Source organism: Arenibacter sp. S6351L (assembly GCF_023016025.1).
GTDB lineage: Bacteria > Bacteroidota > Bacteroidia > Flavobacteriales > Flavobacteriaceae > Arenibacter > Arenibacter algicola_B.
The window spans coordinates 386,608-402,996 of record NZ_JALKBB010000001.1 but is presented as its reverse complement, the minus strand read 5'-3'; the positions used below and the strand labels follow the sequence as shown (position 1 = coordinate 402,996).

Sequence of the window (16,389 nt, the reverse complement as noted above, 5' to 3'; positions counted from 1 at the left end):
TTAATTATTACTATCCTATCTCGATTCCCATACCTTTTTTAATGGTCTTCACAATAACCTTTTTCGCTACCTTCATGGCAATGTTCCCACTGAGCTCCGTGGCCTTTCCTAAGAGGCTGACGGTATTGTCCTTGTTTTTGACGAAGCCCCTTCCTGCATGTTCCTCTATCCCTATGGCCAATCTGCTGCCTGACATGGAACGGTGCACCTCGCTCCCCTTTAAGCTATGTCCTTTAAATTCAAATCGGAATCCCTGCAATTGGTTCGACTTGTTGATGCTGGGCACAACATTTATATCCTTTTCCCCCATTAATCTGATATACCGGTCCAGATCCTTGGGGCGGTGTTCGGCCATGACCTTTTCATGTACCTGTTTGATCTCAAATCGTATAAGTTTGATATGGTCCAATTTTTCCAGTTGTACTTCCCGTACCGTGGTGAACCCCAATTTCTCCGCCACCCGTTCCGCGGCCTGCTGGCTCCTTTTTCCGATAAAACTGTCATTATAGGCCTTACCATTAAAATCTATTCGGTTCACGTACACATGGACATGGGTATGCTGTTGGTCCCTATGTACAAAGCCGATGGCCTGATGCTCCAGCAATTTCATTTCCTTGAGGAACTTTTCCGTAATCTCTTTGAGGGCCTTGGAGCTAAGTTTCTTTCCGTCCTCGATGGTAGGGCTGAGGACAAAGCTCAGGGTATTGTTCGTGCACCTGGCATTCTGCTCTTGGATGATCTTGAATTCTTCCGTAATCTGTTCGGGGTTTTCCCCGGCCAGATGTTGGGAGAATACGACCTCTGCATCCTTCTCCTGTTTCCAGCCATAGGACATGGAAGCCCCGGTGTGCGATATAGATTTGCCCTTGCCTATCATTTTTTGAAATTATAAAGGTGGTCCCGTATTTCTTCGGCCAGTTTTGTGACCTCTTCTGCTAGTTTGGGATTTCGTTTTCGGAACATGTTCCCGATCAGTTTAAAGTTAACCGCATACTTGATCAGCATCTTATAGATATCTATCTGTTCTTCGGTCAGACGTTCGATAATCTTGTCCCCGAAAGCGGCACGACGACAATATTCGCTGACGCTCAGACCGCTCTTTTTGGCCTTGATTCTTAGCAGTTTCTTCTCGAATAGGGAACATCTGAATCTGATATAGGTCCTTTTCATTTTTTACTTCTTTGCGACCTTCGGGAGCAAAGCAAGATCGTCTTTGTGGCAACAAAGACACATCTTGAATTCCTTCCCTGAAGGGTCATAGTTTTTTCGACATCCACCATGCGTTCACATCTTTGAAATCCTTGTACACATAGGACATGTCCCTGAATTTTGGGCTCTGTTCCATTAATATTCCAACTGCTCTTTTTCCAGCTTTGTCATTGTCCAGATAGAGCGCTATGGATTCATAACTATCAATTAGTCCAAACGCTTTTTCTACAAAGGCCAGGGAGTTCAATATCAGAAGGTCGTTCCCCTCTCTTAGTTCTTTGTCCCGTTCCAAAAGGCTCAACATGTCGAACATACCCTCGGTGATGACAAGACCACGGTTACCATAATTGATGTATGTCATATCCTTTGGGGAACTTGAGTTCTTTACATATTTATTGCGTAGTTCCCATCCATAAGAATCGTTCTGCAACCCGATGGCGAAGTACATGCCGTCCCTCAAGCTATAGTGTACTTCCCTGCATAGTCTCTTGACAGTTGTTAGGGAAATTCCCCTTTTTTCCACATACTCCTTTAGGGCAAGATGGCGCAGTTCCATTACATCCCTGATTTTGATCCTCTCTTCCTCAAATCCGTTAAAAAGTTGCTGGTGAAAAGAAAAAGAGATCTGGCCGTTTTCCAACCAATCCAAGGTTTCCTTAACCGATGATCTTTTCAGAAGACAGATCAGGTCGATCACGTTGCCCCCTTTCCCCGCCCCATGGTCGTACCATCTGTTCAATAACCTGGACACCTTGAAAGAGGCTTGGGTTTCTGACCTGAAAGGACTCAGGAACCAAGCTTCTTTGACCGTTGTCCGGGTGGGAAAGTGCCCGAGTTTTGCCAGCGCCTTTTCGATGGGAAAATCCCGGGCTGTTTCACACCGTGTCCTAAATGTTTTTTTTCTTTTCATCAGCCGGTTCTTTTGTTGGGTTTTCTCTTACCTTCTTACCTAAGTCCCTGTTTATATAGGTTAAGAACCTAGGTAGTACTGATTTTGATGTTACCCATCCTACCCTAAAAGGTAGGTTAGGTAATACCTAGGTAACCAAAGGTTAATATATCCTACCTTAAGGTAGCACCCGCTGTTGGGAAGGTCATGGTCCATTAGGTAACTAGGTAGGTACTTATGCACTTTTTTTAAACTTCCATCTCCAGAGGGCTATCAGTAAATACCGGTCTGGCCAGATACCCATAGACCTGCCGCTTGGGATGTTTTACCCTTTGGAAGTTGAACCCGGACAGTGCCCGCCCCAGGTTGATCTGGTTCAGTCTCAGATTGAGGTGCCTTAACTTCACCAACACGTCCGAGGCTGTCACGAAATCCACTATGTCGTTGGATTTTTCAAAGTATTTGGAGACCAGTTCCTCCTCGGTGGTCAATTTGGTGTATTTTTTATTGCGCTCCTCGTTCTCCAAAATATCGGTCAAGGTGAGCTCCGGATTGAAATTGGGATCATGATAGGCGAGATGGTATGCCTGCATCCAGACGTCCTTGATCTCCATTTCCTTGGAATAGGAGAAATCTATCCTGTCCTTGAGTTCAAAGCACAGCCAACGCACGGACCCGGTCTCGTCGTTCAGAAAAGAGGACATATTGGTGGAGCCCAAAAAGGAACAGATCCTGGGAAGGGTCGTATTCTTCCTGTCATAGGGAAGGCGTTCATTGATAAAGGTCTTGGAAAAGAATGCTTTCAGGGCGTTCACATCCTTTTTGGTCAGTACGGCCAATTCGTCCAGGTTGTACAGAAAATTGCGGCACAATTGGATGCGTGCGTCCTTGTCGTTGCTGATGTCCTCTGCCATATAATCGGAGAGTTCCGGGGGGCAGATAAAGCGGCACCAGGTGGATTTGCCCGAGCTTTGTCCCTTGTGGCTGATGATCAGGGCCTGTTTATTGAAATAGGCCGGTTCCAGGGCACATTTTATGGCCCTGACCAACCATTTTTTGAGGTGATAGACAAAGGCCGTATCATCATAGGTGGGAACGTAGGAGGCCAATTTTAAGATATGGTCCTCCCCGTCCCATTTCCGAAGTGAATCAAAATACGCCCTGATAGGATTGTATTTCGGGATGAGTTCCGATCTGATCAGGATTTCCAGTTTCCCAGTGCTGATATCCACACCTGCCTTGGCCAGTTCAATGATCAGGGAATTGAGGTTCAGATAGGACCATTCGGTTGACTGTTTACAGGATATCTGGAAATCATGGGATATCTCGTTGTACATAATGTCATACTTCTCTTCCAGGTATTCGATCGTATAGTCATAGATGGTCTTTTTTTTGGCATCCTTTACCTTGTAAAGGCCATCTGTCCTTTCACCAGCTAACATGAACTTGAATTTTTGGAAGTATCTCTCTTGGTATTGTTCTCGATATAGCCTGGGGACAAAATACTATTTTGCAGTAGCCAGTCGTTCAGCTTCTTCTTTTCAAAGAAGATCAGTTTCCCGTTGGGCTTGGAATGTGGAATATTTCCAGAGGAAGTAAGTTTGTAAAGATAGCTTCTGGATATACCGGTATAGTCACAGGTTTCCTCAAAGGTCAGTACCTCTTTATGGGCCGTCAATAGTCTTTCCAAACGATCCAGTCGTTCGAGTATAAAAATATTGTCCATTTTGTTTCTTTTTTAGGGTTACAGAATGAACAAAAGCGCTTTTGTTTTCCTACAGTATTGTAGTTGGTTAAATGTATGAAAATAGGAAAATGAAAAAGGGAAGAAACAAAAATAGTTATCCACAACTAATTGAATAACAACAAATTACCACAAACTATACCTAATAATATTGCCTTTCATACTTAATGATTTTATTTGATGTCATATGATATCAATTGATGTCAAAAAAAATCACTGTTAAAATGACCCTTTATTTGAATAATGGCAGTTATTAACAATTAAACGAAGTAATCAGGACAACTATAATCTCAAAAAAGAGGGATTTAGGGATTTGGATCAATCGAATTATATCCATTACTCAAATATCAACAATTTCAAAATACCTTACTAATAACACGATCAACCAAGATCACAAATGCCATCCACAACATGACTAGTATTGATATCAAATCAATAATTGTGGGATAGCCTAAGATCGTGGGAATTTAAACTTCAGTAAGTGACTTAGATATGGGGCGTCATGGTACCAACTGCATATTGGGACATTCCTTTAATGAAACATTAATAAGAGCAATTCAACCTATCAACTGTTTTTGTGAAACAAAAGGCTGATGATAATGTCGTTGTCCAGTGGCTTTATAAAGTGCATTGGCCAATGCCCCGAAGACGGGTGGGAACGGGGGTTCGCCCAATCCCGTGGGGTCGATGTCGTTCTTTACGAAATGGACTTCTATTTTATTTGGTGCTTCACTATGGCGGATCATCTTGTACCTGTCAAAGTTTTTCTGCTCGGTTCGGCCTTCCTTAAAGGTTAGCTCTCCGAACATGGCATTGCCAATTCCGTCCACAATGGCTCCTTCGGCCATATTGGTTGCTGCATCGGGGTTTACCACAATGCCACAATCAACGGCACAGACCACCTTCTGGACTTTTGGGGTGTCGCCCTCAATAACTACGTCTACCACATGGGCGGCATAGCTGTTGTGGCAGAAATAGGCAGATACACCTCTATGGACCCCTGATGGAACTTCTTCCCAATTCGATTTTTCGCGTACCAGTTTGAGAACACCTGCCAATCGGTCTGGTTCATAATCGTTTTCCTTACCAACCGGATTGTTTTTGACCCTTTCCAACAATTCCAAACGGAAATCGATGGGGTCCTTTCCAGCGGCTTCGGCCACCTCGTCCAAAAATGCTTGTTCCACCCCGGCTACAAAATTGGATCGCGGGGCTCTAAAGGCCCCAATGGTGATATTGGATTTTACCTCCCATTGTTCGGCAAGATAATTGTCCACCGCCCCAGCGGGGAAACGGTTGGCGAACAACGGAGTTTCCGGAATCCCGCCTGCTTTTACATGAAATGCAACCAGATTGTTGTTTTCATCCAATGCCGCCTTGTAGGTGGCGTGATAGGACGGACGGTAAATACCAGCGGTCATATCATCCTCACGGCTGTAGACCAATTTTACAGGTGCTTTCGCCTGTTGTGAGATAAGTGCCGCTTCAACAGCATAATGTCCGTATGCCCTTCTACCAAATCCACCGCCCATACGGGTCAGTTCAATATCGACTTTTTCCACGGGTATTCCCAAACGCGATGCCACCGTAGCTCCTGTTAAGCTTGGTGCCTGTAGGGGTCCTGCGAGCTTTGCTCCCTCACCGGTCACATGGGCAAAAAAGTTCATAGGCTCCATACAGTTATGGGCTAGAAAGGGACAAGTATAAGATCTTTCAATGACTTGGACAGCGTTTTTGAAAGCTATCTCCGGATTACCATCCTTACGGACCGCAGTGCCAGATTTCCCGGCCATTGCCTTCATTTTTTCGTAGTGTGCCTCCGTACTCTCCAGTCCTTTGGGCACCTCCACATCAATTTCCGTTCCAAAGCGGTCCATTTTGAAGGTAGAATCGGCAATAGGCTCCCATTCCGCCATCAACTTCTTTTTGGCGTTCATGACCTCCCAAGTACTTTTGCCCACAACCGCGATCAGGTCGGTGAAGGCGTTGGTGTCAAAATATCCGCGTTTAAAGTCATCCTCAAGTGTCTTTATAGTGAACACATCCACAATGCCGGGCATGGTGCGTACCTCGGTAGAATCGTAGGTTTTTAACTTCAGGCCAAATGCGGGAGGATGCTCGACCATGGCAATTAAAGCATCTTCATACTGATAATCTATACCAAAGAGGGGTTTCCCAGTAACGATTTTGTGGTTTTCCACGCTCTTTTTTGATTTCCCGATGATGGTAAAGTCTTTTACCGCCTTTAAGGGAACTTCTTCGGGAACCTCCAGTTTCGCAGCAGCGGCAGCCATTTCGCCATACCCTGCCGAACTTCCTGAGGCCCTATGGCTCAAAACACCTTCAGAAACTATAATCTCGGCTACCGGAACCTGCCAAATCTGGGCCGCGGCTTCCTTCAACATCTGTTTTGCGGCGGCCCCTGCCATACGTAGACTTTCCCAGCCTCTACGTATCCCCTGGCTACCTCCGGTAAATTGTGGGCCATACTCCTTGGAATCATAATTAGCCTGTTCTACCAATACATCCTTCCATGCGACATCCAGTTCATCGGCCACGATCATGGGCATCGACGTGATGACCCCTTGCCCAAATTCCGGGTTGGGCGCCATAATGGTAACCAATCCGTTTTCCCCAATTTTAAGGTATGAGTTTATCTCAAACCATTCCTTGGGCATTTTCCGTATTGCTATGGTCTCTGTCTGCTTCGGCTTACAGGAATTGAACATATTAAAACCCAAGACCAAGCCGCCACTTGCCAAGCTTGTATTTCTGATGAAGGCGCGTCTTCCAATTTTTGTCTTTACGAGTGTCATGGTTTTATATTTTTAGAATTATGAATTGGTTGGGTTACCTGCCGCCAATTGCACGGCCTTCTTGATACGTGTATACGTTCCGCATCGACATATGTTCCCGTCCATGGCTGTTTCAATCTCCGTGTCCGAGGGTTTCGGGTTCTGAATGAGCAAAGCCGAGGCGGTCATGATCTGTCCTGCTTGGCAATAGCCGCATTGGGGGACATCGACCTCCAGCCATGCCTGTTGTACCGGGTGGTCGCCGTTTTCGGAAAGCCCCTCGATGGTCGTGATTTGCTGTTCGGCCACAGCCGATACCGGTAATTGGCACGAGCGTACCGCACTGTCGCCCAAATGGATGGTACAGGCCCCGCATTGCGCGATACCGCAGCCATATTTTGTGCCGACCAATTTTAGGTGGTCACGCAGTACCCAGAGCATGGGAGTGTTCGGGTCGACGTCCACCTCCTGTGTTTTTCCGTTGATGTTGAGTGTAAATGATGCCATGATATTCTTGTTTTTATAGCGACTGTTCTAAAGTTACTGATTTTATGGGATTTAGTATTTCAAAACCCTCTACTATTCTGTTGATTTTTATTGAATAAATGTCATTTTCACATCTTCATTGCGTTTTCATCTTCTTGAAGATACTTGCCATGGTTTCCTTATCAATCGCTTCCATTTCCACCAATTGCAAGGATTTTATCATTGGTAGGGTAGTCTCTTTATAATGCTTGAAATGAGGACTCTGCAAATGTGATTCGTAGGCGCCCTTGTCCGCATAGATTTCCAACAATCGGATTTGGGTAGGCTTTTCTTTCTGGAACATGGGATAGATACAGATGACCCCTGGCTCCAATCGGACGGAGGCTTCCGCTTCCTCTTTAAGGAGAGCTATGTATTCCTCAAGGTAATCCTCTTCCACTTCGATCTTTGCGATTCGAACCATCATGTTTTCCAATGTATATGTTTGCTTATCGAACGCATTTTCTTGGCTAGAAACAATAACGGTCATCATACTACATAAAACAATCGAACAAATTTTATATAAACTTAAACGTTTCATGCAATTGTTGTTATCGAATTATACTTCTTTGAAATACAGTAATTTAGTCCTTTAAAACCTGTATTCGTTTCAACCACTGTTGTACCGCTTCCCTGACCTCGACTTTCCGTTTTCCTTCCATCACAAAATAAATACCGTTCCGTTCCACTCCCCCCTTTACTGAAAATTCATCTAGAATGGTGCTCTTGGGGCTCAGCTCCCTCAATGTCTTCAGGCTGCTCCCCAATCCATATCCTGCATTGGTATTAAAGGGAATGATCGTCTTGCCTGTCAAATCGTATTCCTTTAAAAAGCTTTTTACAGGCGGCGGCAGTTGCATGCCCCAAGTAGGGAATCCCAAGAAAATGGTATCATAAGTATCCATATCCAACTTCGTTTTCAAGGGGGGCAGGAACCCGCTTTTGTTTTCTTGGGCCACCTGCTGTACGATGGCATCGTAATCCTCCGGATAGGGGTTCTCCAATTCCAGCGCAATCAGCTTACCGCCCACCTGCTCATGTATCATTTTGGAAACGGCCTTGGTATTGTTGGTGCGGGAGAGATAAATAATCAGCGTCCTTTCAGGAATCTGGCAATTTCCTATTACACCGAACTCTCCCCACCCCAAATTGGCTAAGCCAAGGGAAAAAAATAAACACAAAGTGTAGGCTACAAATTTCATGACATCGAATTATTCTAGTCTCTTGTAAGGAGTTTGCTGAAGGTCAAGTCTGCCAATTTCCATCTGTCATTTTGCTTTACATAAACTTCTGTTACCATGAAGGGTGTGGTAACCTCATTGTCACCAACGACCGCCAATAGTGTTATTTGGTTCCAAAGAATGACTGTATTATCGTTCAACACTTCGACCATGACTTCATGGACATCAGCCTTTTTGTAATGGATGAATCCGTTTCTAATGATGTCCACTTCACGGTCTTTGCCCCAGGTGCCGCCCATGTGCACAAACTTGGCCTTGTCATGGAAAAGTTCCGCAAGTTTGTCGGCATCCTTGTCGGCCATCCATTGCCATTTTTGTTGGGATAACTCCGTGATTTCTTTTTCTAGGTCCGTGGATTGTGCCAAGACTATTTGTCCGCTTATAAAAAAGACAAAAAGTCCAAAAATGGTCGCTTTTATGTTCATGTTATATTTTTTAAAGGATTAAAACTTATTAATGTTCAATTTCATGTGTGTCCCTTACACTGCTAAAGGTCAGGTCCAGCAATTTCCAATCATTCCCTTCCTTCTGATAAAATTCCGTTACGGTAAACTCCGTCGTAACATCATTTCCCCTTACGTGCGCCGTGAGCGTAATGCGGTTCCAGAGTACCACGGTATCATCCCCAAAAACTTCCACGGCCACATCATGTACGTCGGCATTTTTGTACCAAATGCTTCCGGTTTTTATGATTTCAAGTTCCCTGTCCTTTTTCCAGGAGCCGCTCATGTGTACAAATTTTGATTTGTCATGGAAAAGGGTTGCCAGCTTGTCCACATTTTTATCGGCCATCCATTGCCATTTTTGTTTGGAAAGTTCCTTGATTTCTTCGTCGATTCCGGCGCTTTGAGAGAAGGAAGGTGCACTCAACAACGCTAAAAAAAATCCTATTACTATTACTCTCATATTATAATTATTAAACGGTTTATTATTACAAAAAATACCTTTACCAAACTTATATTATATAAAAGTCAGACCGCATACCTTAGTTACGGATTATTCTACCATTATTACGGATTAAAGAAAGGTAAATCATTTGTTATCAAAATATTAACTATAATTAATGCAAAAGGCCTTTTTAAAAAAGGGCTCTTAAACTTATACAGGATTAGATTATTGAAATCGATAAGCTATAAATAATTGATCTTGAACAATCACAAGATTAAATATCATTAACCTTTACATTATCTTTATCTTTTTCATTCTTTTTAAAGGCGTGTTTCGTAACCTTTAAATCTTTAAAATACCCGATAGTACCAATATCAACATAAAGACCAACTGCTCCAATCTTATTAGTTCCTAACAACTTATCTACCACAAAAGTAGAGTACTTTGCATTATTGATGAACATCTCTGCAAAATCTCCGTTCACTTCAATTCTCATAGTAATCCATTCATTTAAATCAACTGGGGCAGAACTTTCGTATTTTCCCGGATCTGATTTTCGCAACATGTCAAATTTTGCATGTGGATAAGAAATATATTGTACAGTATGATTTCTGTACTGCTGATTATTTACTCGACCTACTTTTGGCCTAACATAAATCCCATCAAAAGCAGAGTCGTCATCTTTAATCCTAAAATACACCCCTATGAATCCAGCAATACCAGGGTAGGGTGCGGGATCTTGTAATTGGCTGTACATTTTGACTTCAATTGTACCATTTTCAAAATCTTCCAGTCCAATTAACCGGGCATAGTGGGGTTCATCTACAGTTGCTTCAATATTATTCTCATCAAAAGGCAACGCCTCTAGATCCCGTTCAATTTTCAGTACTTTTTTTCCTTGAAATTTAATAATGGAGCCTCTTGCATTGTGTAATTCAAATTCCTGGTTCTTTAGTTTTAGGTTCTGACCTATAGAGCTAGTTGCCCATAGACCAATGAATAATACAAGGTATAATTTCATGATTTTAAATTTTAAAATAATATTACAAAGATGGAAAGACCATGAAAGTATTACCCTTAAACTAGTTTAAGAAAAATGAACAGCCCATTATTTTTTGGATCTCCCCTTTACCATTTCCTTTCGAATAATGCTCAAAAATTCGGGGGTTATACCCAGATAAGAAGCAATTTGTGTATTAGGCAATCTGGAGGCCAAATGCGGGTATTTCTCTTGGAAATATGTATACCGTTGCTGTGCAGTAGAACTTATGTTTTGAAAGACCCTGTTTTGTAACTCTACATATTTTTCTTCGGTAATCACTTTAAAGATGCGGTCTAGTTTCGGAATGTTTAAATACAAATGATACAAGTCTTGTTGCGCAATCTGAACAATTTCGGAGGGTTCAATAGCTTGAATATTAGATTCGCCTGGTTTGGCATCATGAAAACTGGTAATATCAGCAATCCAATCATTTTCGCCAGCGAATAGAATATTATGTTCCCTCCCGTTTGGGTCAATCCCGTACATCCGCAAAACTCCTTTGACCACAAATGTGTAATGTCTACAGATGTCGCCCGTAATTATAAGGTGTTCACGGCGTTTTAGTTTACGACTCGAAATCCTGCTTTCGATCAATAAAATTTCAGATTCTTCAAAAGGGAGGTAGGTTTCGAAATGTTTAATTAAAGGTACGGATTCCATACTGAAAGTTACAGCTTTTCCAACGTTATAACCAAACCCGAATTGGGTTGCTATTTTCACCTCACTCTTAAACGGCTTTAAGGCCTTTCCCACCAATTCTTCATTGATGTAAGGACCGTACACTTCAGCGGTATCAAAAAATCGACTCCCATTTCGAGCTCATTTCGCATCAATTGAGTCATTTCCTTTTCATCCTTGGCAGGTCAGTAACCATAGCTCATTCCCATACATCCAAGTCCGACTTCAGATACTTCAAGATCTTTTCCTAGTATTCTTTTTTTTCATCCTACTCTTATTAAAAAGTTATCTCCTAAGTGAGTCTGGAATGTATAGTCGAACCCTTGACTCCCCTACTTATTATTCATCTCACACAAAGGTAGTATGTCAATAACCAAAAAAGCATACCCAGATTACGGATATACCTACCATGATTACAGATTTCGAACATGAAGCTTGATTTACTGGTAATCAATGGCTTATATTTAACAAAAAATCACAAGTCCATGAAAAATGTACTGCACATCAATACGGTTGGTGATTACCTAAACTTGAGAAATCAAGAGGTTTTGCATCCATCGGTGGGTATCGTTGATTTTGTGGAGGTGAACAAGAAAGGATATGTGAACAAAGATTATGATGCCTTTCATTTTCATTGTTATGCTATTTTCTTGAAGGATGCCAAGGGATGCAAACTGCAATATGGAGGCAAACCTTACGATTATGACGAGGGAACCCTGGTCTTTATGGCTCCCAACCAGACCATAGAGCTTGGCGGTTTTGATCCCGATTACGTGCCCAAGGGCTATGCGATGCTGTTTCATCCAGACCTATTATTGGGTACCGAATTGGGAAAAAAAATGCATAGCTATAATTTTTTTGCCTATTCAAGTAACGAGGCGCTCCATCTCTCAGCAAAAGAACGTAAGGTGATCTTAAGCTTATTGGAAAAAATTCAGTTTGAACTGGAGCAGAACCTGGACAAGCACAGCAAAAAACTGATTGTAGCTAACATCGAGCTCTTTTTGAACTATTGCACACGTTTCTATGACCGGCAATTCTTGACCCGTGAGATTGAAAATATTAGTTCCATGCAAGAATTCGATGAATTTTTGAACGAATATTTCACTTCAGATAAGCCGCATAAGTATGGCACTCCTACGGTAGGTTATTTTGCAGAGCGATTACACTTATCTTCCAATTACTTTGGAGATCTGGTAAAAAAAGAGACAGGTATATCCGCACAAGAGTATATTCAAAAAAAAATGATCGAAGTGGCCAAAGAAAGGGTATTTGATTCTTCAAAGTCGGTTAGTGAGATAGCGTATGAACTAGGTTTCAAATATCCACAGCATTTTACCAGACTCTTTAAACAGCGGGTAGGTCATTCGCCGAGTGAATTTAGGAATTTGAATTGAGTCTCGACTAGTTTCGATGTATATGAAAATCAGATGGATTCATTCAGAAAGGGATTGGAAATAACGATTACAACATATGCCTACTCTAACAAGGATGTCAAAGGCAATTTAACTTTCATAAACCCTGTATTGGATCCGTGAACAAGAACGGTAATATTATGAATTGTATTAGACAATACGTAAAATGGCCATAAACACTGTATGTTTGTTGAAGGGGTAATTGAGGATACTCCGCCAGCTAACGTACAAGCGTAAAAATATTCCTTCCTCATCCATTCTTTATGGCCATTCGAGCCACCTGTAGTTTATGTTCAAACAAATCCCAACAAACCAGATTTTGAGGTGAGAGGTGCTAAACTAGGCAATCCCATATGAGAAAATTATTAAGTATTAAATTGTTTGAACATTTCTGATTCGATCAGTTTTCCAATTCTGGTACCCCAACTTCAATATCTACTTCCAATTTCTCCCTTAACAATTGCATATCATCTGATACCTTTCTCTCGATGACCTTGGCGTAAATTTGAGTTGTTGCCAGTTTCGTATGCCCCAGCATTTTAGAAATGGTTTCAATGGGCACCCCATTGGTTAAGGTGACAGTGGTAGCGAAAGTATGCCTAGCCATATGAAAGGTGAGGTTCTTTTGGATTCCCGCCGGCTGGGCTATTTCCTTTAAATAGGCATTTAGTTTTTGATTTGATATTTTCGGGAACAAGGTGCCGTTCACAATAGAGCGTTTATCTTTCATATAACTTTTTATCAGGTCAAAAGCTTTTGAAAGCAACGGAATTTTGACTGCATTGCCCGTTTTTTGCCTCTTGGTAATGATCCAGTATGTTCCGTCTATTCCCAATACCACACTTTGCTTGGTAAGCAGCATTAAATCTGCATAGCTGATACCCGTATAACAACTGAATATGAACATATCCCTTACCGTTTTTAATCGTTCGGAGTCAATTTCCAATTCCTCCAAGTTCTTCAGTTCTTTGGCAGTTAAATACCCCCTGTGTGTGGGCACCAATTTTTGTTTAAATTTACGGAAAGGGTCCTTGTCTATCCATTCAATTTGATATGCCAGGGTAACCATTCTGCGAAGTCGCTGTATATGCTTCATGACCGCATTATTCCCTATTTTCTTTTGATAATGCCGTGGGGTATGCCCACGGAGGAAATTCTCAAAGTTCAGGATAAACTGGTAGTCCAGTGCGGCCAGCTCAATGTTATCCAACCTGTATTCTTTTTTTAAAAAAAGTAGGATATACTTTTGGCTAATGAGGTATAGCCGTGAAGTATTGTGATGGAGTTTGTGGAACATTTTGGCATTGTGATATTCGATAATATCCTTTATTGTGTAATGCACTACTTTAGCATCCCCAACAAATTTGGATTTGATTATCTGGGGAGTGATACGCCTGCCCTCTGCCCTTAATTCCTGATAGCATTGAAAAAGATTGGAATGCACCTCGTCAAGGTATTGATTGTGGTCCCGAGCATTTTTACCCGTTCCCTTTATCCTTTGCTTCTGAGGGTTCCAAAGCTGTATATCGATTCGCCTCTTAAGGCTAATATTGAGCTTTTTCCCATCTACGGTTATTCTTGCATAGAGCGGAGCAAGGTTGTTCTTGGTTCTTTTAGCGTATATCCAGAATAGGATAGAAAATGTTGTGGTAGAGCGCATAACAATCATCTTTAAGTTGAACTAAATTGAAGACGAAAGTCAAATCACCAAAAAAAGTTCATCTTAGACCTTGAAAATAAGTTGCTTCAAGTTACGAAAACATTTAAAAAAAATGTTGACGATTTGTGAACTCTATCGTTTGATATCAAATGACATCATTTGATATCAAAATATATCTAAAACACTGTAAATCAGTTAAATTTGTATTAATTTAACCCACTTTACAAGTTAAAAAGTGACCTCACCAAGAATCGAACTTGGATCTAAAGTTTAGGAAACTTCTATTCTATCCGTTGAACTATGAGGCCATTGGCAGTTTATTATCTAAACCGCGGGTGCAAAAGTAAAATTTATTTGATAAAAATACTCGATACTTTATGGATAGTTTTTGAATAATTGCAATGGGCTGCGATTTTTGAGTGACTTTTTACGACAGACACCCTGGAAAATCGCATTTTAGGGCCTCAAAAAACCTCAATTATTCATCAATATTCCCATTTGTTAAAAAATCAGATTTATAACAGGAGTATGGAGATAATTTTTTACATTGCTTGCTTAAACGTTTAAATTAATTTAAATAACTGATCCAACCACTTATGCAAAACCGGAAATATACCCTTGGGGTCGACTATGGAACGGATTCCGTAAGAACCATGATAATAGATACCAGCAATGGCCAGATTATGGGTCAGGCCGTTGCCTTATACGAAAGATGGGGCCAAGGCATGTACTGCCGACCGGAAATCAATCAGTTTAGACAACACCCCTTGGATTACATTGAAGGCCTAAAAAAAGCCATTAAAGAGACTGTTGCTCCCCTTTCCCAGGAAGTCATAAACGGCATAGCTGCTATTTCCGTCGCCACCACCGGCTCAACACCCATAGCTATAAACAAGGAGGGCACCCCCTTGGCAATGCTCCCAGGTTTTGAAGAAAATCCACACGGCATGTTTATACTTTGGAAAGATCATACAGCCGTTGGGGAAGCCAAGGAAATCAACGAATTGGCACACCAAAAAAATGGCGTTGACTATACCAAATACAGTGGTGGGGAATATTCCTCAGAATGGTTTTGGGCCAAGATACTGCATACCCTGCGCGTAGATAAAAAAGTACGTGAAGCGGCCCACTCCTGGATAGAACACTGCGACTGGATTCCGGCCCTCCTCACAGGAAATACCGATCCCCTAAGCTTAAAAAGAAGCAGGTGTGCGGCAGGGCACAAGGCCATGTGGCACCCAGACTGGGACGGACTGCCCCCGGAAACCTTCTGGTCCAGATTGGACCCTCTCCTAACCGGATTAAGAGAGCGTTTATATAAAGACACCTACACCTCGGATCAGGCCGTTGGAACCATTTCCGAAGATTGGGCACAAATATTGGGACTGCCCAAAGATGTAATTATTGGCACAGGATCAATCGATGCCCATATTGGAGCCATTGGCAGCGCCATAAAACCCTACCATATGGTAAAGGTGATCGGCACCTCTACCTGCGATATGATCGTTGCTCCTACGGAAGAAATAGGAAATAAGGCCATCCGCGGTATCTGTGGACAGGTAGATGGGTCCATTCTTCCAAATATGATCGGACTGGAAGCCGGGCAATCTGCCTTCGGCGATCTTTATGCCTGGTATAGGGAATTGTTGCTGTGGCCCGCAAACAAAATCATTGGGGACAGCAACTTATTGGACAGGGAAACCAAATCAAAATTGTTGGAAGAAATGGCCGATGGCATCCTTACCGAATTGACTTTGGCTGCCAGTAAAATAGAAATCGACACTTCTGGAATAATTGCGCTCGACTGGATGAACGGCAGGAGAACGCCGGACTCCAATCAAAATCTTAAAGGCGCCATTCAAGGCCTGACCTTGGGAACTACGGCCCCACATATCTTTAGGGCCTTGGTAGAAGCTACGGCATTTGGTTCCAAAAAAATAGTAGAACAATTCCAAGCCGAGGGTGTCCGTATAGACGGTATTATCGCGATGGGCGGAGTGGCCCAAAAGTCCGAATTCGTAATGCAGATCCTGGCCGATGTCCTCAACTTCCCTATTCGGATAATTAAATCGGAACAGACATGTGCCCTTGGAGCGGCCATGGCAGCAGCGGTAGCCTCGGGAATCTACAATACCTTTCTTGAAGCACAAAATGCTATGGGCAGCGGATTTCAAAAAGAATATTACCCCATCCCCGAAAATGCAAAAAAATATATGGAGCTATATGACAATTACAACGCATTGGGCCACTTTGTAGAAACCCAAGAATTACAGAAAGCCTAAAAAAATAATAATTAATACAAG

16 protein-coding genes and 1 tRNA gene are annotated in these 16,389 nt (G+C 42.2%); 2 read left to right on the top strand and 15 right to left on the bottom strand.

All coding sequences use genetic code 11. The annotated features are described in order from the left end of the window. Positions 1-10: 10 nt before the first annotated feature. From MWU82_RS01610 to MWU82_RS01550, 13 genes are all read right to left on the bottom strand, one after another. Entirely contained in the window at positions 11-877 is an 867-nt protein-coding gene (locus tag MWU82_RS01610) for a relaxase/mobilization nuclease domain-containing protein (protein WP_072859858.1), read from the bottom strand. Beyond that, entirely contained in the window at positions 874-1,170 is a 297-nt protein-coding gene (gene mbpA, locus MWU82_RS01605; protein WP_072859859.1) for a mobilization protein MbpA, read from the bottom strand. The genes MWU82_RS01610 and mbpA overlap by 4 nt, the downstream gene beginning before the upstream one ends. Before the next feature lie 85 nt (positions 1,171-1,255). Further along, complete coding sequence (locus MWU82_RS01600; protein WP_072859860.1) at positions 1,256-2,119, bottom strand: toprim domain-containing protein; 864 nt, start codon at positions 2,117-2,119, stop codon at positions 1,256-1,258. 227 nt (positions 2,120-2,346) lie between these two features. Continuing rightward, complete coding sequence (locus tag MWU82_RS01595; protein ID WP_247094996.1) at positions 2,347-3,540, bottom strand: virulence-associated E family protein; 1,194 nt, start codon at positions 3,538-3,540, stop codon at positions 2,347-2,349. Then, complete coding sequence (locus MWU82_RS01590; RefSeq protein ID WP_247094995.1) at positions 3,534-3,824, bottom strand: helix-turn-helix domain-containing protein; 291 nt, start codon at positions 3,822-3,824, stop codon at positions 3,534-3,536. Before MWU82_RS01590 ends, MWU82_RS01595 begins: the two co-directional genes overlap by 7 nt. Positions 3,825-4,399: 575 nt before the next feature. Continuing rightward, complete coding sequence (locus MWU82_RS01585; RefSeq protein ID WP_247094994.1) at positions 4,400-6,658, bottom strand: molybdopterin cofactor-binding domain-containing protein; 2,259 nt, start codon at positions 6,656-6,658, stop codon at positions 4,400-4,402. A gap of 18 nt (positions 6,659-6,676) precedes the next feature. Then, complete coding sequence (locus MWU82_RS01580; protein ID WP_247094993.1) at positions 6,677-7,144, bottom strand: (2Fe-2S)-binding protein; 468 nt, start codon at positions 7,142-7,144, stop codon at positions 6,677-6,679. Positions 7,145-7,259: 115 nt separating this feature from the next. Continuing rightward, positions 7,260-7,703 carry a putative quinol monooxygenase gene (locus tag MWU82_RS01575; protein WP_247094992.1) on the bottom strand — a complete coding sequence of 148 codons (444 nt, stop codon included), beginning with the start codon at positions 7,701-7,703 and terminating at the stop codon, positions 7,260-7,262. A gap of 43 nt (positions 7,704-7,746) precedes the next feature. Beyond that, the gene (locus MWU82_RS01570) at positions 7,747-8,364 is read right to left on the bottom strand and encodes a flavodoxin (RefSeq protein WP_247094991.1); all 618 of its coding nucleotides are present in this window, start codon (positions 8,362-8,364) and stop codon (positions 7,747-7,749) included. Between the two features lie 14 nt (positions 8,365-8,378). Further along, positions 8,379-8,828 (bottom strand): nuclear transport factor 2 family protein, encoded by a 450-nt coding sequence (locus tag MWU82_RS01565; RefSeq protein WP_247094990.1) that lies wholly within the window; start codon positions 8,826-8,828, stop codon positions 8,379-8,381. 28 nt (positions 8,829-8,856) lie between these two features. After that, on the bottom strand, positions 8,857-9,309 hold the full coding sequence (locus MWU82_RS01560; protein ID WP_247094989.1) for a nuclear transport factor 2 family protein: 453 nt from the start codon (positions 9,307-9,309) through the stop codon (positions 8,857-8,859). A 256-nt stretch (positions 9,310-9,565) separates the two neighbouring features. Beyond that, positions 9,566-10,312 (bottom strand): hypothetical protein, encoded by a 747-nt coding sequence (locus tag MWU82_RS01555; RefSeq protein WP_247094988.1) that lies wholly within the window; start codon positions 10,310-10,312, stop codon positions 9,566-9,568. An 87-nt stretch (positions 10,313-10,399) separates the two neighbouring features. Continuing rightward, complete coding sequence (locus MWU82_RS01550; protein ID WP_247094987.1) at positions 10,400-11,116, bottom strand: Crp/Fnr family transcriptional regulator; 717 nt, start codon at positions 11,114-11,116, stop codon at positions 10,400-10,402. 380 nt (positions 11,117-11,496) lie between these two features. Between MWU82_RS01550 and MWU82_RS01545 the strand changes: the two genes are divergently transcribed. Continuing rightward, positions 11,497-12,408, top strand: a complete 912-nt coding sequence (locus MWU82_RS01545) for a helix-turn-helix domain-containing protein (RefSeq protein ID WP_247094986.1) — start codon at positions 11,497-11,499, stop codon at positions 12,406-12,408. A 418-nt stretch (positions 12,409-12,826) separates the two neighbouring features. Here the strand turns inward: MWU82_RS01545 and MWU82_RS01540 are convergent, their stop codons facing one another. Next, positions 12,827-14,086: a site-specific integrase gene (locus MWU82_RS01540; RefSeq protein WP_247094985.1), complete on the bottom strand. Its 1,260-nt coding sequence runs from the start codon at positions 14,084-14,086 to the stop codon at positions 12,827-12,829. A 236-nt stretch (positions 14,087-14,322) separates the two neighbouring features. After that, positions 14,323-14,394, bottom strand: a tRNA-Arg gene (locus MWU82_RS01535). A 288-nt stretch (positions 14,395-14,682) separates the two neighbouring features. On the opposite strand from MWU82_RS01535, the gene MWU82_RS01530 reads away from it, so the two are divergent. Beyond that, positions 14,683-16,368: a ribulokinase gene (locus MWU82_RS01530; protein ID WP_247094984.1), complete on the top strand. Its 1,686-nt coding sequence runs from the start codon at positions 14,683-14,685 to the stop codon at positions 16,366-16,368. The last annotated feature ends 21 nt before the right edge of the window (positions 16,369-16,389 follow it).